This is a genomic window from Microbulbifer harenosus (assembly GCF_005771435.1).
GTDB classification, from domain to species: Bacteria; Pseudomonadota; Gammaproteobacteria; order Pseudomonadales; family Cellvibrionaceae; genus Microbulbifer; species Microbulbifer harenosus.
Map to the genome: position 1 here is coordinate 1 of NZ_VANI01000010.1, position 23,750 is coordinate 23,750.

The 23,750-nt window shown below is 55.0% G+C and carries 14 protein-coding genes and 1 pseudogene; 2 read left to right on the forward strand and 13 right to left on the reverse strand.

Features of this window, described 5'->3' with window-relative positions:
* A pseudogene (locus FDY93_RS19960) lies at window positions 1–105 on the forward strand (IS30 family transposase); the annotation flags it as partial.
* A 3-nt stretch (window positions 106–108) separates the two neighbouring features.
* Here the strand turns inward: FDY93_RS19960 and FDY93_RS09565 are convergent.
* The 11 genes from FDY93_RS09565 to FDY93_RS09615 all read right to left on the reverse strand — a co-directional run bounded on the left by FDY93_RS09565 (window position 109) and on the right by FDY93_RS09615 (window position 18,403).
* Complete coding sequence (locus tag FDY93_RS09565; RefSeq protein ID WP_138235527.1) at window positions 109–777, reverse strand: methyltransferase domain-containing protein; 669 nt, start codon at window positions 775–777, stop codon at window positions 109–111.
* The gene (locus FDY93_RS09570; RefSeq protein ID WP_138235528.1) at window positions 761–1,459 is read right to left on the reverse strand and encodes a hypothetical protein; all 699 of its coding nucleotides are present in this window, start codon (window positions 1,457–1,459) and stop codon (window positions 761–763) included. The genes FDY93_RS09565 and FDY93_RS09570 overlap by 17 nt, the downstream gene beginning before the upstream one ends.
* A 172-nt stretch (window positions 1,460–1,631) precedes the next feature.
* Complete coding sequence (locus FDY93_RS09575) at window positions 1,632–3,329, reverse strand: hypothetical protein (protein WP_138235529.1); 1,698 nt, start codon at window positions 3,327–3,329, stop codon at window positions 1,632–1,634.
* Entirely contained in the window at window positions 3,326–5,050 is a 1,725-nt protein-coding gene (locus FDY93_RS09580) for a hypothetical protein (RefSeq protein WP_138235746.1), read from the reverse strand. The genes FDY93_RS09575 and FDY93_RS09580 overlap by 4 nt, the downstream gene beginning before the upstream one ends.
* A 67-nt stretch (window positions 5,051–5,117) precedes the next feature.
* Window positions 5,118–5,792 (reverse strand): hypothetical protein, encoded by a 675-nt coding sequence (locus tag FDY93_RS09585; RefSeq protein ID WP_138235530.1) that lies wholly within the window; start codon window positions 5,790–5,792, stop codon window positions 5,118–5,120.
* Window positions 5,793–6,073: 281 nt separating this feature from the next.
* Window positions 6,074–8,680 carry a TonB-dependent receptor plug domain-containing protein gene (locus tag FDY93_RS09590; RefSeq protein ID WP_138235531.1) on the reverse strand — a complete coding sequence of 869 codons (2,607 nt, stop codon included), beginning with the start codon at window positions 8,678–8,680 and terminating at the stop codon, window positions 6,074–6,076.
* A gap of 303 nt (window positions 8,681–8,983) precedes the next feature.
* Window positions 8,984–9,406: a GNAT family N-acetyltransferase gene (locus FDY93_RS09595; protein ID WP_138235532.1), complete on the reverse strand. Its 423-nt coding sequence runs from the start codon at window positions 9,404–9,406 to the stop codon at window positions 8,984–8,986.
* A 182-nt stretch (window positions 9,407–9,588) separates the two neighbouring features.
* Complete coding sequence (locus tag FDY93_RS09600; RefSeq protein WP_138235533.1) at window positions 9,589–10,272, reverse strand: hypothetical protein; 684 nt, start codon at window positions 10,270–10,272, stop codon at window positions 9,589–9,591.
* Between the two features lie 122 nt (window positions 10,273–10,394).
* Complete coding sequence (locus FDY93_RS09605; RefSeq protein ID WP_138235534.1) at window positions 10,395–10,997, reverse strand: DUF899 family protein; 603 nt, start codon at window positions 10,995–10,997, stop codon at window positions 10,395–10,397.
* Between the two features lie 14 nt (window positions 10,998–11,011).
* A complete protein-coding gene (locus FDY93_RS09610) occupies window positions 11,012–12,961 on the reverse strand; it encodes an aconitate hydratase (protein WP_138235535.1) in 1,950 nt (649 codons plus the stop codon).
* 51 nt (window positions 12,962–13,012) lie between these two features.
* A complete protein-coding gene (locus FDY93_RS09615; RefSeq protein ID WP_138235536.1) occupies window positions 13,013–18,403 on the reverse strand; it encodes a DUF748 domain-containing protein in 5,391 nt (1,796 codons plus the stop codon).
* A gap of 419 nt (window positions 18,404–18,822) precedes the next feature.
* Between FDY93_RS09615 and FDY93_RS09620 the strand changes: the two genes are divergently transcribed.
* On the forward strand, window positions 18,823–20,133 hold the full coding sequence (locus FDY93_RS09620; protein WP_138235537.1) for an NAD(P)/FAD-dependent oxidoreductase: 1,311 nt from the start codon (window positions 18,823–18,825) through the stop codon (window positions 20,131–20,133).
* 48 nt (window positions 20,134–20,181) lie between these two features.
* Here the strand turns inward: FDY93_RS09620 and FDY93_RS09625 are convergent, their stop codons facing one another.
* Window positions 20,182–22,230 (reverse strand): hypothetical protein, encoded by a 2,049-nt coding sequence (locus tag FDY93_RS09625; RefSeq protein ID WP_138235538.1) that lies wholly within the window; start codon window positions 22,228–22,230, stop codon window positions 20,182–20,184.
* Between the two features lie 300 nt (window positions 22,231–22,530).
* Entirely contained in the window at window positions 22,531–23,013 is a 483-nt protein-coding gene (locus FDY93_RS09630) for an ABC transporter C-terminal domain-containing protein (RefSeq protein WP_138235539.1), read from the reverse strand.
* Window positions 23,014–23,750 lie beyond the last annotated feature (737 nt).

Sequence of the window (23,750 nt, forward strand, 5' to 3'; positions counted from 1 at the left end):
GACATAACACAGCAACAATGTGACGCTATTGCAATGAAATTAAATAGCCGTCCCAGAAAGCGGTTCGGCTACAAAACACCAGAGGAAATGTACTATGGAAGATAGTCGTCATTGTCGCGGTTCAAACTTGATACTAGGATTTTTGGTCAAGTATGCGAAGGTTCGATCACCTTTTAAAAAAGCTTCTATAGAAAATCCATGCTTTCTAGAAAGGTCTTCTATGGTCGACTTATCTATAATTCCGTAATATGAAGATCCTCGATTACCTTTGTACAAATAGCCGTGAAGGTGTGGCCTACCCATTTCGAATTTTTTAAAATAGCTGCTACGATGCTGGTTTACAATTAGAGCTCTTCCCGTTTCAGACAGCAGGTTGTAAATAATTGACATTGTGGCATTTAGAGTTTTCTCACAAGGAATAGCGGAAAGAACGTTGGAGCAAAAAATGAAGTTAAACTGATCGCTTACTTCTTGAATATCCTCAATCGCTACACATCTACTTGAAGGGTAATTTTTCGCCACATACTCTTGAACAGAACAGCGAATACCTTTTATCACCTGCATTCGCTCTAGTTGAACCCTTGAGTCAGCAAAACAAATTTTTTCAGACAATTCATTAAGGTAATCGCTATAGCGCAACTTTCCACAACCCAGGTCCAGTATTTGTCCAGTTACAACTATTTCTTCTAGCTCTTCTATAACTTGCTTTGAACTTTGTGTATGTGGTTTTGCAGCATTATGACTTTTTATACTATGCCCTTTAATTTTGTAGTGCATCAAACTGCTCCCTTATCTCTCTTTTTCTGGGAGCAGAATCTAGAATTACGTCCACCTCTTGAACCGTATATTTAGAACATGATCCTTGAAGAACTTTCGAAAAAATAACAAGACCTAGCCCTAAGTAGAGTACAACTAGGGCGTGCTCAAAAGCTTCCAAATACAACAAAATCCCGAAAACGCAGAACACGATGAATGAGGACTCAATTATCATCCAGTACCATGTTAGCTGATCAAGAACCATCTCTATTAAATGTTTATCGACAACGGGATTGTCAGAGCGGCTCGAAGCATATTTGTAGAAGACCTTGGACATCAGACGCCCTCGATTTGACAATATAGTCTTCTTGTCTAGGCTGGATCCAACAGTATCCCTTATTGGCTTTAGAACATACTCCCAATCATAAAATGCACGAAGCCTAAAAATATCAGAAATCCTGTCATGCAATTTTATTATTCGAAACAAAATTGCTAATACTAATGGCGGCATCAGAAATCCTGCGGGAATTTTAAAGCCAGAAACTGAGATATCTAAAGAGAATCGAGCTGCGATGTCATTTAGAGCACTAGATTGAGTAGTAATAAAGTAGAACGCAATTAGTCCCACAAAGAAGTTTGCTGTCGCGAGTTTATTCAGCATCGCTCCATAGGTGTTTACTGTTTTAAAAAAGTTTGTGGGCACTCGACCTCCCTTTTTGGAATGTTAACGCCTTGCTCACCGGTAAATTAGGAGCGCAGCGAGTAATTTATCCGAGTGCAGCAACTTGTTATGCATTTGTATTTAATCGATGCAGCCAGAAATCTTTTGATATTACCAAGCATTAAAACGAGCCAATCAAAATCGTGAATTCTCCCTACGTACACAAAAACCAGAAATTTGGAGGGATAGGTAATCGGTAGTGCCTACAAGCAGTCAAGAACATGGGAATCAGGCCAGCCTTAACCGCGCTAATTTCAGTTATAGCCGTGCAAGTCTCTATAGACTTGTTTAGTGTATCTACCAATGCTTCATGGCCATTATGAGGTGATACATCGGTCACACATACTCCATGATATGTCTCACCGCACCAAATGAGATCATCAGAATCTTCATCTGGAAACCATGCTTGATGAGTGCAGTTCGGTATCTTTTTCATTAGCCGTTCCGTGAACTCCGCCGTATCTTTCTCATTGGCCATGTACTGCATCCAAAAATAGACATAGGGATATAAAATACTCCCCACACATGCTTCATCAAGGTACGATTGTTCTGAACTTTCTGGATGTTCTATTAGATCAGCGTATTCGCTCAGACATGTAGGATACTGGGAATTAGTAATAAGAGCGAAAGTTGTTCTATGGGAAATGGATTTCAGCCAAGGCAGGAAGCGAGACTCAGACTGCGTTAGCTGCGAAAGATACATGACTAACGCAATTTCAATCATGTGATCATCTCGAATCGGCGAGCTGAGTGTGGGATTAGAATTGATAACGGAAACCATTGTATCCAGTGTGCGATTAGTGCTTTCTGCTAAGGATTTCAAGAATTCCGGATCGGCATCTGGTAACCCCCTGAAAAAAAGATCGGTCCAAATTCCACGTATCGCCAATCTTCCTAAGAGTTCAAACATCGCAAGATTAACATCAACAGACTCCCGTGATCGTACAGCTACAGAGAGTGCGTGCGGCGTGCCACCGTATGCGTATGCTGTTTTTTCAAAGTAAATCTCCGATGCCATGAGATACAGCTTCAGGAACTGATTCAAAATAAACATTAAAGCATTGTCATGTTTAGTTGGCCTTTTCTTTTGGTCTCGCTTTCGAATTGCATTCCAGCAAAACAGCATGCCAATCTCGGAAACCTTGTAAGCGCTCTCTAAATTTTTAGCATCAATCGCCCAAGCTATCACTGCGTGTAAACAGATAAAGGATTGGCGCAATTTAAGAAGCTGATCTTTCTTGGATTCAGGCTCTTCTCGTAGTAGGTTTCCGAGAAAGGCGCGCGTGTACTCGTAACAAGCGTCAGGCTCGTTGACCATTGCCACAGCTTTTTGGAAGTTCCTCCGTGGTTCCTCTTCCAAAAGTTCACGCGCTAAGAGACATCGCATCATGAGATCAGCGAGTCGATCTCCATTCCACTCTTCGTAGCTTACTTTCTCCGTCGTGTACCGATCAGTGTATCCCGCCCAATTCATAAGAGCAGTTTCCTCTAACTCTCCTCCGCAGCACAGACAGATCTTGATCGGAAGGTCTACGTACTCTCGCGCTATATTGCTCCTTAGATAAACATCTCTAATCTCATCCAGTTCCGGACGTACAGCCTGAATCCCCGTTGACCAATCGCTACGCGAAATGTTTCCCGCTTTGATGCAGAATAGATATAGATATCTATGCTTATCTTCACCTTTGACCTTTCCAACCGCGGCTATATCTACCCCATTCTGCCTTGTCCCTATCATTGGTGTATTCAGTACGCGCAGCCCAATCTCCGATAGAAGGTTTGGCAAAACAGATTTATCTAAATCGCCACGCTCCTTAAGCGATGCGAGATACTCTTTCAAAATTATCTTCATCGCGAAACCTTTTGCTCTATTCTAAAAACCATGAGCATTTCATTAAAACCCACAGGGTCAATTACAGAAAGTCTGGGGAGTTCGGCACTATAAGAAAACTCAGACAATGGCATTATGCTGGGGATCTTCTTTCCTCCCTCTCCATGAATAACGGAAAAGGTTTTCTTTCCGTAAAGAAGCGTTTGGCGAGAAACCAGCTGGGAGAGTATTGAATTTTTATGCGCTTGTTCTTGGATGCCTTTATTACGCTCGCGATCCTTCATCGCTGCGGCACGGCGTTGCGCAATCGTGGGAAGAAACTCGACCAAATGTTCTGTTTGTTGAAGACCTGCGAGGTAAGCGTCATGATGTTTTATAAGGCGCCCAATGCCGTCGGAGATACGCCGTGATGGATTTTTAGCCTGCTCCTCAAGAAAATCACGAAGATTACCGCTGTAGCTTAGCAATAATGGATCATACAATAGTTTCTCTGCCTCTTCTCGTGCGCCCTTTTTTCCATTTTTGACAATACTCAATAGAATAGACGCGGCAGTAACCTCATGAAACCATAGAAAACCAACGCACTTTCGTGCCATGAAGATCTGATCGGCCAATTCATTCGGTAGAATAGCCCTAGGGATATCAATAATCGCGTTTTTCTTGCCGCTTTCTCCAACCATGCTCGCGAGAAATTCACATAGTTCAAACTGACCTTTAGTAAGCCACCTAGAAAATAGCTGAGCAGAATTGCCTGAATCTCTCCAAATCCATTGACAAAAATTGTAAAGGTAATTCGGCTTAATTGAGTCCTCCAACTTCGGGATTTGTGTGGTGAAGATATCTATGACTTTATCGAGATCGAAATTTTGTTCATTGGAATGCAAGGCATGATCTAACCAATGAACGGTTGCTTGGGGATTTGAAACCTCTCCAGCTAAAGCCACCAAAATCCGATCAATACTCTCTGCCGCCAAGCCTTTGGGGTAGTAAAACAGAGCAGCTGACATCTGAACTAACTCATCACCTTCATTTGCATTGATAACGGCTTCAAGCAACTCGTTTTGCCGGTATGGTTCCGACGGACCAAGCTTTTCCCATATTTTGAAAGCGGTTTCGATAGCGGAAGACCTGAAGTCTTGACCGTAATCCATCTCGACGGCTCGGCAGCACTCATCAATGACACGCTTAGCAACTGCTTCTTCGTCTATATCAAGCCTCCCTAGAGCGCACAGCCCCACCGCGGCAACGCCTTTGTCTGGGTGCTCTAGCAACTCGAACGCAAGCTTTGTGCTCCCAAGTCCTTGGATCGCAAATACACAATGTGAAAGGCACAGTGTATCGAGAGATTTAGCCTCCTCGAAAATCAGTTGAGCCTTTTCAGGATTAGCTTTGCACCATTTAACCAGAGACACATTCGGCATGCCTGCTGCACCGTCTGATCCAGCCTTGCTGACAAGAGTGTGGACTAATCTCAGTACATCTCGATATGAACACTCTAGTTCGGGGATTGCTTGGTCCAAAGAATGTATGACCGACCAAAAATCGTTCTGAGCAAGTAGCTCAATGGCGGCAAGATTATTATCTGAAACCAATGAGATTTTCCCGGAATTATGAAGCTGACATAGCAAGGAGCCATATTCCTGCCTATGAATACGACTCTCATGCGAAAGAAGACAAGGGATCAACTCACCACGACGATCAGCGTCTTCCAGCAGCTTGTGAATAGGCGGTAGGCTTTTCACCATATATCACCTTAGACGTCTATGACTCGTGGGGCGTTATTGCATAACGCCGCGCCTGATTGCTTCGTTAGGCAATTTTTTGCATCCCTGGAACACTATCCATTTCTCCATGCAGTTTGCCCCATTCATTAATTAAAGCTAGAGCGCTATTGAAGCAATTTGCTGCCGCAGAGCCACTTACTTTTTGAATGAATGGAGGCTCCACCCGCTCAGGCTTCACAGTAAAGTCAATAGTGTGCATATATTGACCATCTGAGGTTGGGGTTGTTGTTACCGGCGGTAATATATATTTGCCAGCCATTTCACTTAGCTTGTAGTGAACCAAATTATTTCTAAGTGAAATTACCTCTTCCATACCGACTCTTAACTCATCAGGTAAGTTTTGATTAAATTTCATATTAAACAAAATCCGTAGTTTCGCCGCTACAGATGACTCACCCTTTTCTTTTCTAAAGGATTTTCTCAGATGTATGAAATCCTTAAGATCTTCTTTGGAGACAACGTCTTCACATATTTCATTTACGAATGACTCTATAGACATGGCGGAAAATACAATTCCAATAACGCTTGAGGCAAGAAGGAGACCCTCTTGGCAATCCTCCTTTGCTTTCAGACAATTTTCATATGCTTGGTCAAGATAAAATCTCACCATTGATATGTGGAAGTATCTTACTGCATTACTTCCATCCATTTTTGCTTCAAATATCGTGGGCATAATTTCGTTGCCTAACAGTTTGATCATGGGCATGTGCATATATAGGAACCGCCAAAGATGTCTACATCTGCCCCCAAATATCCATATATGCACCCGGACCATTGATGTGTCTATATCTGCTACAAACCACTATCTAGCCACAAATTGCTACATACGTCACGTTTTCAGTCTCGCTTATCCATTACACCCAATTACACCGGTTAATTGATCAGCAGCATTAGCCCTATTGGGCTATTCCATAAGTAATCTCCACAACAAAAAAGGCCACCGCGAAGGGTGGCCTTTTCATTGGTCGGGTTAATTGCCAATCAGAAATTCGCACTGGCCCGCAAATACCAAAACCCACCATTAAACCCAAACGGTGAGGTCAGGGACTGGCGTACGCCGAGGAACTGCAGGGTGCCGTTGCCCTCTTCATCGGCTTCCACATCAAAAATATTCTCGCCGCCCAGGGCAAGGGTGTAGTTTTCTGCGATGGTGAAGCGGGCTTCGATGTCGGTGAGGATTTCGCCGCTGTAGCGGGTGGCGTTGGAGGTGTCGTTGCCGTCGGCTTCCAGCTGGCCGCCGGTGGATTGCCAATCGCCGTAGCGGTTGAAGCGCAGGTAGCCCTGCAGTATGCCGCCGGTGTCGTAATCAAACGTGAGGGTGCTGCGCTGGTTGGGTACCTGGTTTTCGAAGTCGAACACGCGGGTGGCGTTGACGGTGTTGGGGGCTACGTCGGTGACTTCCTGTTCGTTGAAGTTATGCCGCAGGTCCACCACCAGCAGGCCGCCGGCGAGGTCGAAATCGCTGGTGACGGCGAGATCAATACCGCGCACGGTGGAATCGAAGGCATTGGTGAAGTAGTTGACGTTGCTGTTCAGCAGCAGGTCGGCATTTTCCACACCGGCGCTGGTGAGGAGGGCCACTTCATCCGCGCCGATGGTGTTGTTGCGCAGTGCGAGGCGGTCTTCGATGTCGATGTTGTAGTAGTCGATGGTGATGCTGGTGTTCGGCAGCGGGTTGATCACGGCACCCAGGGTGAAGCTGGTGGACTCTTCCGGGTTCAGGGCCTGGGCGCCCAGCACCTGGGCCACCGGGTGGTCTACCGGGTAGGTGCCGCTGGGGGTCAGGCTGCCGTCGGGGTTGGCGGTGGTGGTGACGTTGAGGGTGTTTACCTGCCCGGGGGTGGGGGCGCGGAAGCCGGTATTGGCGGTGGCGCGCAGGGCAAAGGCCTCGGAGACGTCGTAGCGGGCGGAGAGCTTCCAGTTGGCGGTGGAGCCGAACAGGTCGTAGTCCTCGTAACGCAGCGCGGCGCCGACGGTGAACTGGTCGTTGAGGTCCGCTTCCAGGTCCACGTAGGCGGCCATACTCTCGCTGCTGTAGCTGCCCGCGGCTTCGGTGGGGAAGCCCTGGAAGCCATCGGAACCCACGCCGAATATCGCTGCGGTGGGGCCGACTGCGATGGAGGCCTCATCACCGGCGCCGATTTTGTAGGTCTCGTCCCGCCACTCGGCACCGAAGGCGAGGTTCAGCGGCGTGGCCAGTGCCGCGACTTCGATGGGCTGTACGAAGTCGGCGTTCACGCTGGTCTCTTGCTGAGTGAGGGTGCCGGGGTTGAAGCTGGTGGGAGAAAGCAGACCCAGGCTCGGGTTGATGGAGTCTTTCAGTACATAGGTGACTTCGTTTTCGGCGGTGCGTGCGCGCAGGTCCCAGGTCATGCCGGAAGCCAGTTCACCGCGGGCACCCACCACCGCGGAGATATCCACAATATCGGCGCCGAACTGCGGGTTGTAGCCGCCGGGGAACTGGGTATAAATCGGGTTGCGCAGTACGTAGCCGCTGGGGCTGTTGCTGTCGGCTACCAGGTAGTCGGCGGGGTTCAGGTTTTGGCCGAGGATGCTGTTGACTAGATCCATCGGGGCGTTGTCTGGCATAAAGTCGCCGTCTGCGTCTGCCTGCAGGGTGGCGCGGGCTTCGAACGCGTGTTCCGGGTCCAGTACCGGGCCGCGGTAGAAGAAGTCGGAAATAGTCGCGTTATCGGAGTAGCCGAAGTTGCCGTAGAGCTCGACGCTTTCGTTAAGGTCGTAGCCGGTGTTGATGAACAGCTTGGTGGTCTCCACGTCCGGATCGCCCCAGCGCTGGCCGAGGCCATCCAGCGGTACTTGGTCTATCCCCACTACGGAGCCGACAAACTCCGCATCCGGGCGCGCGGCGCCGCGCCAGGTTTTATCCGCGGTGGAGTGCTCTACCGTGGCATTTACAAAGCCCCTGTCGCCCAGGCCGAAACCGGCGTTGGCGGCGAGGCTGGTGCGGGTGCCATCCCCCTCAAAGTATTCACCGGTCTGCGCGCTCAGGCTTACGCCCTCGGCGTCGTCTTTCAGGATCACGTTCACTACGCCGGCAATGGCATCGGAGCCGTATTGAGCCGATGCGCCATCCCGCAGTACTTCCACCCGGGCAATGGCGGCGGAGGGAATCGCGGAAAAATCTACCGCCTGGGCGCCCTGGTTGTTGGTGCCGAGCGGCGCCAGCTGCAGGTTGACCAGTGCGGAGCGGTGGCGGCGGGTGCCGTTGACCAGTACCAGGGTCTGGTCCGGGGAAAGGTTGCGCAGGGTGACGGGGCGGATAAAGGCGGTGCCGTCGGCAATGGGGAAGCGCTGGGTGTTGAACGAGGGGGCGATTTTGGAAAGGGAGTCGGTGAGATCGAAGCTGCCCTGCTCAGCCAAATTGGCGCCGCCGAGCACGTCTACCGGCGACAGGGTTTCGGTGGGTAGCACCCCGGCTTTACGGGTACCGGTGGCGATCACCTCTTCCATTACCTGTTGATCGCTATTGGGGTTCTCGTCATCAGACTGCGCCATTGCCCGGCCTGCCGGGATCAACATCGCAGCCGCTACGGCGAAAGAAATTGCATTCTTATTAAAATTATTCATAGATTCCCGTCCTATTATTTTTTAATTAACTGGGATATGTATTTCTATTTATTTGCCATTTCGTGTCACCTTCTATGCGTCAAACAATAGACAGCATCGGAGGCTGCCCCAGATTAGGGCAACCCACAGGGCTCTTCAATCGGTAACAAGGCGGGGGGAGGGAAACGCAATATATGTCACAAAGGCGACGGAACCGGTGACCGAATTCGTCGCCGTAACGGGTCATCGCGCTTTTTTATCTTCGCTCAGATAAAGACCATTACCGCTTGTGATTTGCGGTACTGCTGGCGTTTGTTCACCGAGTTACAGCTCGGTAATAGAGAAGTGGTGGCTGGCAATACTGAATCGTTCTCGCAGGTAGAACCTGTGCGCCGAAAATCTCTGGACGCCAGAGTCAAGATGCACTTGGTCGCAGCCGATTTCCTTGGCGTACTCCTTCAGCCAATTCATCAAAAGTGTTCCGGCCCCTGTAGACCTATGATTTTCATCCGTGACCAGATCATCAATATAGATATGTTTGCCCCACGCTAGTTTCTGACCGATAACAAATCCAGCCACACATAAAATATGCCCATCAGATTTAACGTACGCAAGGTTATAGCCAGACTCTTGCTGCAATTTAATCTGGGCTTTGAGGTTTTCCAGGTCGTACTGAGGTCGAAGTTGTAAAAGAACCTTTCCGATCTCATTCAAGTCTTCGTCTGAAGTTAGTAATTTAACATGCATAATTCTTACCTCAGCTAAGGTTGCGAGTGAGTACGAGGGGCGATAAAGCCATTAGAACTTTCTTTGTTATTTTTTTAAGTTCTTCTCTGTAGACTATTCAGCTTGAAATATGGCGCCGGGTGAACTGTCCACGGCGCCACTTCTCCTACAGAATACGCTGGAAGGATGGCGACAAGAAGGGCTTATCTTTTCCAGTGAAAATTAAACTGCAGTGAATTATCCAGTCCTTTGTCACCGGTATAACTGTACAGAGCCAGGGTTCCGTCGAAGCGATTACTGAATGTCATCTTGACGAATGGTTTGAAGTACGTCTCGCCGCCAAGCCCCACTCCTTCGGTGTAGCAGTTTCTGCAGTTGGAAATTTCCCGTTCAGCTTCCAATTCCCGGAACCCGACATTCAGGCCGAGAACAAAATTTCCATTTCTGCTTACCGGGTATTGTATGCCGGCGTCAATATTGGCAGTAACGGCACTGATGGAAGAGCTCTTCGTCGAGACATCGCCATCATTGTCTTCTACAAGCTGGTCGAACTTGTCTTTATCGTCGATCAGGATCACACCCAGGCCGACATTGAAATTGAACAGCCCTTTTTCACCACTGTACCCGGCTCCCAGGCCATAACCGCTGTCAGATATGCCTTCGTAACGCGCCACTTGCTTGTCAAAGTTGAAGAGCTCTCCATGGAAAGTCCAGCTTCCGCGGTAGACACTGTCTACCGGCTCAAAAGTGTTCATCTCCTGAGCAGCGGTGGTGGACGAAATGAGTGTGGCCAGGGCGGCCACGAGCAGGTTCCGGTTGCGAATCAAAATCTTACCCCTTGTAAATCTATTTGTTCTTCTTGGTTGTTTTTTATGCAAAATGCGCATGCAGCACTAATGTCCCGCACCCGGTTTGTAGGCGCGGGACATTAGAAATTCTGGCGCGTAATTATACAAGGTTCGCTACTCAGGCATACACACTCAGGTGATATACCGCTCGATGCCGGACCCTATTCGACGAGATTTTCCCCACCGTCATCCATTTTTTTGGGGCGCTGCCAGTAATTGAATTGCGGTGTCCACGAGTCCCCGTTTAGGCCCGCCATATTCAGCAGATCCCACATGACACAGTAATTGTCACCGGGGCCAAACACACTGACATTTTTGCGGAAGACGTTCTCGCCCTTGCGCTCGTAAACCACGGCGCCCGGCATGTTGCCGCCACCCGCCATCACGCTCTGCTGCTCGATATAGTCACCGCCCCCGTGGCTTGCGAGGCGGAAGCGCCAGCCGCGACTGTTGGCGAAGAGGCGTTGTACTTCCGGCGAATCTTTCGAAACCAACACGACCGACATGGCCGATTCCAGGTGCGGCAGCAGACCATTGAAACCATCCGCCCATAGTGTGCAGTAACGACAGCCCTGCCCCATATTGTGAATAACAAGCAATGTGTCGTGCTCGCCGAACAGGTCTCGCAGGTGGACTTCACCATCCAGAGTTTTGAAGGTGTAGTCAGGAATTTCTTCGCCCGCGGACTGTTTCTGAAGCGCCGCCAGTTTATTCTTGAGTTCGCCGATCTGCTCCTGTAACGCCGTTATTTCGTGATTACTCATATTCGCTGACTCCGCTAATTAATAAGGTGCTCTTTTCGTACTTGATTGATCAGGCCGCCGGCAATGACGGTGGACACCTCTTCCTCGCTCATGTTGTGGGTCACCTTCAGGATTTCACCGCCGGCCAGCTGCACCACTATTTGATTCCCCTGTTTCAGCTGCGCGGGAAAATCATTCACCGCCAGTACATCGCCCTGATTTAATCGCGCCAGATCCTCCGGTTTGGCGAACAGCAACGGTACTATGCCGAAGTTGATCAGGTTGCGGCGGTGGATACGTGCCATGGAAACGGCAATTACGGCGCGCACACCAAGATAGCGCGGTGCGATGGCGGCGTGTTCGCGGCTGGAACCCTGGCCGTAATTTTCCCCGCCGATGACGAAGCTATCGCCAGCGTGTTGTGTTGCCCTCTGGTAGAACGTCTCGTCGATGCGGGAAAAGGTATAGTGGCTGATCGCGGGAATATTCGAGCGCAGTGGCAATATCTCGGCGCCGGCGGGAAGAATTTCATCGGTGGATACATTGCTGCCGGCTTTCAACAAAATCGGCCCGGTGATGGTTTCCGCCAGCGCTTCGAATTCGGGCAGTGGCTGGATATTGGGGCCTTTTACCAGTTCGATTTCCACCGGTACTTCTTTGGAAAAATCCCGCGGCGGCTGCATCAGTGGGCGCATGTCCTGGAGTGTTTCCGGTTCGTGAAATTCGGGGTACTCCATGTCCATATCCCGCGGATCGGTGATTGTTCCGCTGAGTGCACTTGCGGTGGCCGTTTCCGGGCTGCACAGGTATACCTGATCCTCCGGCGTGCCGGAGCGGCCGGGAAAGTTGCGCGGCACCGTGCGCAGGCTGATGCGGCCGCTGGCCGGCGCCTGCCCCATGCCAATGCAGCCGTTGCACCCGGTCTGGTGCAGGCGCGCGCCCGCCTGCAGCAGGCGGTTCAGGTCGCCGTTGCGGCTGATTTCTTCCAGCAACTGGCGGCTGCTCGGGTTGATGTCTAGCGATACCTGTTCGGATATGCGGCGCCCGTCCACCATTTTTGCCGGCACCACAAAGTCCCGCAGGCCAGGATTGGCGGAAGAACCAATATAGCTCTGATAGATCGGTTTGCCGGCAACCGAACGCACCGTGACTACCTTGCCGGGGCTCGATGGGCAGGCGATCAGCGGTTCCAACTTGGAGAGATCCAGGCTGTCGCGCCGATCATAACCCGCACCCTGTTCCGCTTTCATTTCCACATAATCCTGCTCGCGCCCCTGCTGGCGGAGAAAATTTTTCACCTGTTCATCCGCGGGGAAGACACTGGCGGTCGCGCCCATTTCCTGGCCCATGTTGGCGATTACATGGCGGTCCATGGCGGTGAGGTTGGCGAGCCCCGGGCCGTAGTACTCGAAGATTTTATTCACACCGCCCTTTACATCGTAACGGCGCAGCATTTCCAGAATCACATCCTTGGCGCTCACCCAGGGCGGCAACTTGCCGGTAACTTCCACACCGATGATTTCCGGCATGGTGAGGGAAAACGGCATGCCCGCCATGGCGAGCGCCACCTGCAGGCCGCCGGCGCCCATGGCCAACATGCCCATGGAACCCGCAGCGCAGGTGTGGCTGTCGGAACCCAGCAGGGTTTTGCCTGGTATACCGAAACAGGCCATGTGCACCGCGTGGCTGATGCCGTTGCCCGGGCGGGAAAACCACAATCCCCATTTGCGCGCAGCGCTCTGCAGGAATAGATGGTCGTCGGCGTTCTTAAAGTCCGCCTGGATCATGTTGTGATCCACATACTGGGCCGACAGCTCGGTTTTGACCTTTTCCAATCCGAGCGCTTCAAACTCCAGCATGACCATGGTACCGGTGGCGTCCTGGCACAGGGTCTGGTCGATTTTGAGGTGAACCGCTTCGCCCGCCTGCATGCGGCCGCTGACGAGATGCTGCTCGATCAGCTGCTGGGTGAGATTCCTTGCCATAAATGCCTCGCTGTTGTTTCTTTATTACGCCGCATTGCGACGTGACACACTTCAGTTGGAAAATTCCACTCTGGGCGCACCGGAATCGCTGCCGATAAAGTCCGGCGCGCACTGGATAAAGTCGTCTTGATTGAGTCCGGCTTCAATCAGAAACCGCTGCACGTGGCGGCTGCGGCGATTGCCGAGTTGCAGCAGCTCCTCGCGAAGTCCCCGCGGCGGGTTGTGGTACAGCTCTCTGCGCTGCTCGCGGCTTGCGCGCGCGGCATTGACTTCGAGGGGGAACATAACTTCCATATCCTGCGCGGTTGCCACGGCGCAGATACCCGGGCGCGCTTGCGGGTTATCGCGCAGTTTTTCGATCATGCCGCTAAGGCTCGCTTTCGCCGATTCACTCAGCACATCGCTGCCCGGTGCAAACTCGAGGTCGGAGAAACTCACGGCGCGGAACCTGGCCCACGCGAGTTTCGCCAGGCTGTAGAAACCCACCGGGGTGAAGTAGGCGAACAGCGCTTCAAGAATGGCGCGTTGCAACAGTTCGCTGAAAATGAAACTGAAATTGAACTTGGGATCATAGAGATCGCCGGACACCGGCATCTCGAAACGCACATCGCCGTTACCGTCTTTCAGTAGTGCCAGAGCCAGGCTCAGCGGTATGATGCTTCGTTTCACATTCAGCTGGTCGCTGTCGCGCACCCGGCGTACCCGGATGCGCTCGAGTTTCATTTTTGCCAGCGCATCGACTTGGTTGTTGTCTACCCGGATGTCCACCAGCGCGTCCAGCTGGCCCTGCAGGATCTTGTAACCGAGCAGTGCGGCGATATACGGGGTTGCCGGAATCAGGTTGGCGCCATCCACATAGCCTAGCAAACCCGCGTCCCAGTGGTTGTTCTCCAGCAGATTGATCTGCCCGGCCAGATGCATCTCACTAAAGCCACCCGGGCGCCCATTCAGTATCACCAGTGCCGGCGGGTCCTGGTGATAATTGCTGAGCCCGCGCAGCAAAAGATTGATACGGCGCAGTGGTAATTTGGCTTCCTGATCGCGGGCGTTGTCGAGCCACAGGAAGCGCCCGCGGTTCACAGTGACCTGGTTTATGCGGTAGAGAAACCGGTTGGCTTTTCTTGCGATATCCCCGCGTACATATTTGTGGTGGCCGGGTGGCGGCGTTTCGCTGCGCAGGCGTTCCCAGGCACCGAAATCACCCTCGCGTCCGCGCGCCAGAATGCTGCGAGGCCGGATCATATCAATGGCGTCGATATTGAGGATTCGATCTCCGGGAAAATATTCAAACTGATTCACCTGCAGCAGCTCGATTTCCGTATTCCATTGATGATTGACGAACTCCTGCGCCCGCTCGCTGCGGCGAAACAACTTGCTGTCGGCAATTTCCAGGTACAGCAGGCGAATTACGTCTTTGGCCACGGTGAGCGCACGCGCATCGGCATACCCGGTTTCCAGCAGGCGGTCGCCCTTTCTTCCCAGCACAATCAGTTGATCCACGCGCGCCTGCGCCAACTCCAGTCTGCGCTCGGCAAAATTGAAGTGACCGGTGGTCAGCAGTTCCTGTGCGTTGACGCAATGGTCAACACCATTGATGTAGCCATCCGGGATACAGCTGCTGAGATTCTTCAACCGCAGGTTTTCGCCAATCAGCTCTCGGGCGCCGAACCCCAGCTGCGCCGCTTCGATGTTTTCTATTTGCAGCAGGTCCGCCGGCAGCCCTGCGGGGTAGTCTGCCTGTGTTATCCGCAACCCTTCGATACGGACATCGCGAAAGTAGCGCTGTGATGCGCCGCGCGGTAGATCGCCCAGCGTCACTTTGTGTTCGCCAGCAACGGTAATGCGGCCCACTTCATAGCACGGCGCTAGAGGTTTCTCGCCCAGTTTCATCGGGCTGAGGCAACCGCTGAGTCCCGACAATTCCCCCTGCTGCAGCTCCAGGGTCCCGGCGGAGAATGCCAGGCTGTCCAACCCTAAACGGTTGAACGCGAGACGCTGGCGTTCCCCCTGACTCAGGGCAAAATCCTCCACCAGCAGCTGGCCGTTGAGGCGCAGGGCTTCGCCCAATGCCAGGGTTTGTGGACCGGCCACCTGCAGTTGACCGATGGCGACGCAGACAGGGTCGCGATTGATCTCGCCCGGGGTCGCTGGCAGACACCCATATAAATCCCTGGCAAACAGATCTTCCACCCGCAACCGTGCGCCGCCGGGCCAGCCTAGGGACCGCCACTCAAGTTGCGCGAGGCGCAAGCTTGGCGTTTTCCCGCGCGCCGGTACCAGTTTCAGGTCGGCCGCCTGCAGCGGGCCAAGACGGATGCGATCAGCACCCGTCTGGCCACTGCCCAGAAGCACCAGATTGTCGCCACTCAAGTGCAACTGCCCGGACGACAGGCAACCGCCCCAGCGGGCACTGGTGTTTCCACCCGCCGCGAGCCAGTCGTTGAGACCGCAGCCGTTTATGGCGTCGAGACGCAGGTTGTGCAGGTTCAGCTGCACGGGATTACTGCCCGCAGCGCCGTGCTGCACCACCCCCAGCGTTTCGATACGCAGGCGTCCCAGGGTCAGCTGTGCCGGGTCGTCCAACGCGCGGTGCAGTGTCAGCTGAGTGGCGGCAATACCACCGCCTTCGGATTGCAGCCCTTCGGCGCGCGCGCAGCGCGGCAACCTGCGCTCCGGGTCGCCGGTCTCAGGCCAGCACAGCGCCAGTTTTTCTGCCTGCAGCTGCTGCAATGTCCAATCGGCGCGGGCGCCAGGCGTGCGCGGAAGGCTGACCTGCAGGGCCTTGCCAGCGAGCTGGTCGATTTCCGCGGTGAACTGGTTTTTGCCGCCGCTCAGGGAGAAGTGCGCCAGCGCGAGATCATTGAGGTCCGCAGTGAAATGGCCGGGTGCGTAGTCCAGCGCAAAGCGCGCGCCGGTGCGCAGCGACGTCGCATCCACGCAGCGCCCCGGGCTCAGGCAGAAGGCGGCCCTATCCAGCGCGGCACCTGGCAACTGCAGGCGCGCGCGCGTCGGCGGGGACTGCAGGCGGATATCCGCCTGCGGCAGTTTGAGCTGTGCCACTTCGAGCAGTGGTTCGCCACTGGCGCTGGTGATATCCGCGTTGGCGAGGGTCAATTCCGCGGCGCTGAACCCCAGGCGGAAACCGCTGGCTTTTTTGCTTTCGCTTTTGCCGTCGATGCGCTGTTCCAGCGTCAACCGCAGCGGCTGCTGCTGGCGCAGCTGGTGCACCGCAAAACATTCCGGGCGCCGCTCTCCGCCGCTGGCGAGCAGCACTTGCCACGATGTGGGCAAACAGCCATCCAGGCTGATAAGCGACAGGGAGGCGAGTTCCAGTTCGGTTTCGCGCACACGGTGGGATTTGCCGATGGCGGCGCGGGCTGCGGCATCTGCCGCCGCGCGCGCGGCTTTCAGCTCCGCAGGCGACTGGCCTTTCTCCGCGCCGTCGGTATCGTCCGCTGGCACCTGCTCCGTCTCTCCCCACCAGTGGGCATCGCCGCTGGCGAAATACTCCCCCGGTTGCAGTGCCTGGCGGCGCATGCGGAAGAAGCCATTGCCGGTGTGCAGTTCGTTGAGGGCGAGACCGGTCTGCTGCGCCGGGTCCGCGCTCAGGTGATCCGACAGCAACATGCTCGCCAGTTGCAGTTCACCCAGCACCAGATAGGGGGATTCCTTCAGGTCGAGAATAAAATCGCCGCGCCCTGCCAGTTTCCACAGGCGCGCGCACAGGGGAGATATCCTTTGTGGCAGCCAGCCATCGGGTACACAGCCCGCGAGGCGTTCGAGCGCGAAATCCTCCAGTAGATAGCGCCGCTCATCGGGCGCCATTTCCGCACGCGCCCAGTGGAATCGACTGAGTAGAAAGGCGGTGGCGTCGCCCTCGCGCATCTGGAATTTGGCCAGCTGCAGAGGCCCACTCTCCAGTTGCCAGGATTGCACCGGCCGGTTGTCCGCGGCAACGCGGCGCGGGAACTGCAGCGCGAAATTTTCCGGCAGTTTCAGCTCGGCTACAGACACACAGTAATCGTTGCGTCCCCACAGATCCCCGGGCACACAGCCCGCCGCGCCGTCCAGCACCAGCTGTTCCAGTTCCAGGCGGCGCCGGTTGTTTGCGTAGGTCAGGGCACCGAGCCGCAGGCCATGGGTGTTGAGCGCCTTCGGGTGCGGGCGCGGTGCCTCCATATCCAGCACAGTGCCCTGATCCAGGCTCGCTTCCGCCAGTGTCACGCGCAAGCCATCGCGCCATGCAAACTGCGTGGGCTGAGGCAGGCGCAGGCTGCCGGCATTCACGCAGTAGTGATGCTTGTCGCTGCGCAGGCCACTCGGGCACCAGGAGAAACCGCTGGCACCGGCACTCTTCCAATTGAGGGATTTCTGCTCGCGCTGGAAGTCGAAATCGTTAATGGCGATGGACTGCGCGTGCCAGTTGGGGTGACGGCGGTTGTTATAGCGCAGGCGCACTTCCTGGCCATTGATACGATGCCAGGTGATTTCCGACTGTTTGCCAAAACTGAAATTCGTGGGGCCGCGTATCTGCAGCCGCCGCGCGCTTCCGCAATGGCCGATGATGCGCCGCAATCCCGGCGCCGCCTCTGCCCAGCGCTCCGGCGGACAGCCGGCAAATTTGCGCGCAAAGGCCTCCGCAATCGTCAGCTGGTTGCCCGGGCGCTCGAAGCGGATGGCATCGGTCTTGAGCCGCACCAGTGCCACCGTGGGATTTTCTCCCGGTGTGCGGAACATATCCCCCTCCCCCGGTTCCTGGGCCCGTGCGCCTGCGGATGCAGGCGACGTTTTTTGGGGCTGCTCGTCCCAGGCGAGCAGGTTATCCAACGCGAGATCGTCGGCACCGATGGCAAAGCGCAACGACTCCTGCGCCTCGCGGAAGCCACTGACAAAAAAGTCATCCAGCTCCAGCTGCCCCATACGCACGCAGGTGGGGGTTTCCCACTGGGGTTTGTGCTGGTAGCAGACCACGCCGTTACGCACCCGGACAGCAGTCAGGTCCACCCGCCAGTTAGTGGGCTTCACTTCCCCTTCGCGCAAGCGCCAGCCGCCGATCTCCCACACCCGCCCGCGTTCGCCCGGCGCCGATTCGAGATCCATGTAGGCGTCTTCGAGCTCCACCAGTTTTACGTGTATGTTTCCACGCAACAGTTGCAACCAGCTGAGTCCAAGCGTGGCTTCACCCACCTGGAAACCGCGGTCGGATTTGTTGCGCACCTGTACACCGCGCATGTGCGCACGCAGGCTTGGCAGTGAGATTTCCATGTGCTCGATCCGCGCTTCCAGGCCGCGCTCGTGTAGCCAGCGCTGCACCGCGCCGGGCAGTAACGTGGCAACAAAGAAATTCAGCGCGCCAATTAACAGCAACAGGAATACCAGCAGCCATAGCAGGCGGCGGGATCCTCTGAATTCGGCGGATTCTTTTTCTGGCGATGTGGACATCTAAGCTCGACGCACAGGAAGTTTCGCGCGCAAATGGCATTTCAGTACGGTCTGCGCACCTCCTACAGTAAAGACCAGCCGTCACCGGTGAGCTGTCGCGCCAGTGTTCATCGCGCAATTTTTGCAGTACTCCCAGCGCCTGTTGCGTTCTGAACGCCCCGGTCTGACGCCATACGCCTCACCGGGATCCCCTGCCCCCGCCCGAGCCGGGTTGCTACGGAGACCATTTCTCCTGTAACCATTCTTTGATTGCGAAATGCCGCCGGCGCGGTAATATTCGCCGCTAACATCCGCGGCTCAGCCGAAGGCCGCGAGCGGAACACGTCAAAAAGCAGAACCGTAAGGTCATTACAGAGCGCGAGCCGCAGCAGCGGACGGGAAGAGCACAGAATTTTTTTAGCTCTACAGGAATCTCTGTCATGAAAAAAATCGTCATTGTCGGCGGCGGCGCCGGCGGGCTGCAGCTCGCCACCAGCCTCGGGCGCCATTTCTCCTTCAACCGTTTTCACCGTCGCAATAAATCCCCCGCGGCGGAAGTCACCCTGATCGACCGCAACCGCACCCACATCTGGAAGCCGCTGCTGCATCAGGTGGCCACCGGCGCGCTGGATTCCAGTCTCGATGCTCTCAACTATCAGGTGCACGCCCGCGCCAACGGTTTCCAATTCGAGCTGGGCAGCCTGAAGGGACTGAACCGTGCAGCGAAAACCATCGAACTCGCGGAAGTTAGCGGCGAAGACGGCAAACCACTGGTGCCGACGCGCGAACTGGAATACGACTATCTGGTAATTGCGCTGGGCAGCCAGAGCAATGACTTCAACACCCCCGGGGTGCGCGACAACTGCCTGTTTCTCGACAGCGCGGAGCAAGCGCAGAGATTCCACAACAAACTGCTGGACCGCTTCCTGCAGCTGGAAAACCGCGTGCGCGACAAGGTGGAGATTGCCATTGTTGGCGGCGGCGCCACCGGCGTGGAACTGGCGGCGGAACTGGTGGACGCGGTACACGAGATGGGCCATTACGGGCGCATCAAGAACGGCGACCTCAAGGTGACATTGATCGAAGCCGGGCCGCACCTGCTACCGGCCCTGCCGCCGCGCCTCGGCAACAGCTCCGCCAAGGAACTCAGCAACCTGGGTGTGCGCGTACTGACCGGTACCCAGGTGGCGGAAGCCACGGCAACAGGCTTTGCCACCAAAGACGGCGAAGTGATTCCCGCGGATATCCGTGTGTGGGCGGCAGGGGTGAAGGCGCCGGATTTTCTCCAGCAACTGGACGGTCTGACGCTGAACCGCCAGAACCAGATCGAGGTGGAAGCGACCCTGCGCAGCAAGAGCGATCCGGATATTTTTGCCCTTGGCGATTGCGCCGGCTGCCTGGATGCACAGGAGCACAAGGTACCGCCGCGGGCCCAGTCGGCGCAGCAGATGGCAAAGACCGCGCGCGACAATCTGATCAGCCTGGTGGAAACTCCGGAAGCACCGCTGCAGCAGTTTACCTACAAAGACCGGGGTTCACTGGTTTCGCTGTCCAAGTTCGATGCGGTGGGCAGCCTGATGGGCGGACTGGTAAAAGGCAGTTTCACCATTGAAGGGCGCCTCGCCGGCCTCGCCTACCGCTCGCTGTACCGCATGCACCTGGCGGCCCTGCACGGCTGGCCCAAGGCCATGCTGCTCTACCTGATCGGGCAGGCAAACCGCTTCGTCAAGCCGCGCCTGAAAATGCACTGATCCAGACCGTCGCGCTGAAGCACCCGCTCCAGCGCGACGCTCCCCGGCTCAATATACGGCTTCCGGTACATCGCCGGGCCGGATCACCACCGGGCCACCGAGATTCACTCCCGGCGCCTTCCACACCTCCGCCCAGCGGAATTTCCACTCCAGCGGCCAGCTCCTCGCGCATAGGGTCCCGCCCTCCGCAAAGCGGTAATTAATACACGGCAGATACACATCGGTGATGCCGATTTCCGTGTACGCCGGCTGGCGATAGCCGTAGTGGTCAACAAGGTAGCGCAGACCGTCGTCCAGCGGCAGGTACTGCCAGCGCAGATGCAGCAGCGTATTGGTGGTGCCGGTAAAGCCCTCGCCCTCGCGATACCAGTCGAGCAACTGGCCATTGGCGCCATAGACACGGGTAACGGTGAGCAAACTCTGGCGCTCGCCGGCGCTGTTGAATGTGGCGACGACGGTCTCCCGCAGTTGACCGCGGCTGTTGTAGAGGTAGTCGGTCACCTCACTAGCATTGGTGGTGCCGCTGGCGTCGCTGTCCAGTTCCATCTTCACCTGCGTTAGCAACGCGTCGCTGCGGTAGCGGTAGGTGAAGGTGCGACGGGAATCTATCCGCCCGTCTGCGTTCGCATCGAAGGACCACGTCTGCTCGCGCAGCAAGCCGCTGCTCAGATACACAAATTCGTAGGTGTTTTCACGGTCCATCTCACCATCGCCGTTGTCGTCGAAGCGCAGAATCTCCTTCAACAGGCGCCCGCTGGCACTGTAGCGGTAGCCGACCTTAATACGCGCATCCACCACACCGTCCACGGCAACGGTTTCGCCGTTGTCGAGAGTATCCACCTGTTCCAGTAGACGCCCGGCGTTGTTGTAGCCGAATTCGAAAATCCGGCGGCGCTCGATGAGACCATCGGCGTCGAGATCCGTTTCCTCCTCCCGCACTTCCAGCAATCCGCGGTCGTCGTAAAGGCTGCGCACACGAAAGATGGTGTCGAGTATGCCGTCAACGGCGGCGTCGACGCCGGTGCCCACACTGCTGTCCTGCTCGAATGTGAAGAGTGAATTATTCCCGCCATCGTCGTATTCAAACAGATAGCGGCGGCGCTCGCTCACTTCCAACTGGCCGTCTTCCTCAAGAACTTCCACCAGGAATCCGCGCCCGTTGTAGAAGTTTTCGGAGCGGTAGAAATATTCCACGCTGCCGTTCTCGTCGATGTCGGTTTCCCGCAGCATGATTGTACGGCGGCCCTGACCGTCGTATTCGAGCACTACGCGCTCGCGCCAGAAGTCGGTGTTGTCCGGCTCCAGGGTGAAACGAATGTCCCGCGGCAGGCCGAGGCTGTTGTACTTCCACCGCACTTCCTGCTCGATGCTGCCGTCGTCGTTGAAATCGCGGGTCTCCCTGATCGGCACGTGCACCGGCACCACTATGCCGAGCGCATCGTAGAGGTACAGCAGTGGCGCATCGAGCGGCACCTGGTATTTGATGGCAAACGCGCTTTTGATGGCGGGCAGGGAATCCACACCGCGACGAAAGGGAAAGGCGTAAAGATCGTAGGCAAAGTCCACCTGGTAATCGGCGAGATCCCGGTTCCAGTCGGTAAGGTCGAGGCCGTTTGTCGGATCCTGGTCGCGGTCGAGCGTGAGCAGCAGCAACATCCTGTTCGACACGAGATCCAGTGCATTCACCCGCTGGTGGTCTTCCAGCGCCACCCGCAGGTCCAGTTCCGATGTCAGTGGCGCGCTGTCCGCCAGCTCAAACAGACTGAGTTCCGGCGCTCCCGGCGCGCTCCCAAAGTCGACATCGCCGAGGGTAAATCGAACCTCTTCGCCCTTACGGTAGCGAAAAGTACCGCTGGCATCGGTGAGACCGGAAAAACTCGGCGTCTCGTAGTACAGGCCCAGGATACTGCCGGCGAGAATGCCGGTCAGCTCCGGCCCACTGCCAACCCCGCCACCACTGCTCGATCCAGAGCTTGATCCGCCACTGCTCGAGCTGCCGCTGCCCAGCGCGCGGTCAGTACCGGTCCTGCCGGAACCACAGCCGCCGAGCGCAAGCAACAGGCACAGGAGAAACACGAGGCTGAACGCGGCGCGCATGCACCGACAACAAGGCAGAAAAAAATGGCCGATACCCGGTAAAGATAACCTCACTGGCACAAGGTACTCCTTGTTGACGCACTTCAACGTGGAACTCGCAGCTGAGTGTTAATGGCTGCAGGCTCGAGACTCCGAAAAGTATTGTTGAAATGCTTTACACGCGTTTACCGGCTAGCGCGGGAATATTCCGATTGGCGTAAATCGAGCGGCATTGCCTGAAAAAGTGGCACCAGAAAAACAAAAAGCCCCCGGTAGCTGGGACTACCGGGGGCTTTTTTATCCGTCAGTGCGCAGGTGGAATCAGATTTTCCAGCTCTGCACCTTGTCCAGGCCGTGCTCGGCAACCCACTGGTTCAGTTGTTTGGGGTTGCGCTTTTTCTTTTCGATGGTGGCGTTGGTATAGGGGTTGCGGTAGTGACCGGTCTCCAGCTTGGGCTCCGCCGGCTTGGCAGAAGCGGTGGCACGGCGGCCGGCGCTGCGGCGCGGTGCCTCACCCTCGCGCTTCAGTGTGCGGGCAACGCGGGCCTTAAGGGTACGGATGTAATCCGGCGCATCGTCATTGTTCAGCTGACCAACCAGCCACTCGACGATCTGCTCACCGCGCGCGGAGTACAGCTCCTCCTCTTCCATTTCATATTCCGCCGCCAGATTGACCAACGCCTTGTCGAACGCGATTACGCCCTGCTTCTTGCGCTCGGCCTTGGCCATCTGCTCCTGCAGCTCTTCAATTCTGGCCTGGTGCTCGGCGATTTGCTGTTCGATCTGGTCGTATTCCTGAAACATATATACTGAGCCTCGATATATATAAAAGATTTATGCTTTTGATAGTGTGTTTTAATGAAGAATCACCGGTTTAGCGGTGTTCAATCCCGATAAAATTTCCGCCGGACAGACTTCGCGACTTCCAATCCACCGCTTTGAATCAATCGCGCGCAAGCTGACCCGAAATGCCGTATATCACCCACCTTATTAAGATAGACACAAACGAAATAGTCCAAGCGGAATTCAACAGGCGTCGAACGATGCACGCCAATCCCTGAGAAATACCACCCAAATTCCGTTATATCGGCACGTCAAGTGCTTGCTGTGTAAAGAAATATCAATTCAAAACAATGTAAAGCCAACGCTCAGCCCCGGCCATTCGACGATAGACCACCGGTGTTCACCGATATTCCATATCCACGGTTTCCACTTACTGGTAATAATTAAACACTCGACTAAAAACAGCATAAGGCCGACTGTTCAGTTAAATGAAGATCACAAGATATGGCTATAGATAATGCCTGTTTCCGGAAATTCAACCCGGGTCCGGATGCCAAATCCAGACCGCCGCGTTACAAGGCCCCAGCATATGAGACCTCCGGCCAGGCGCTGCGCATAATACTGACTTGTTTATGAATAGCCAACAGGGCGAATAATTTTTTATTTAGCGGATATTGATTCGACCTCGTTCTATTCTTGTTGAACCCGTTGCCGGAACGGCGCGCTGCCCGGCAACAGAACATCGAGATGCAATCCGT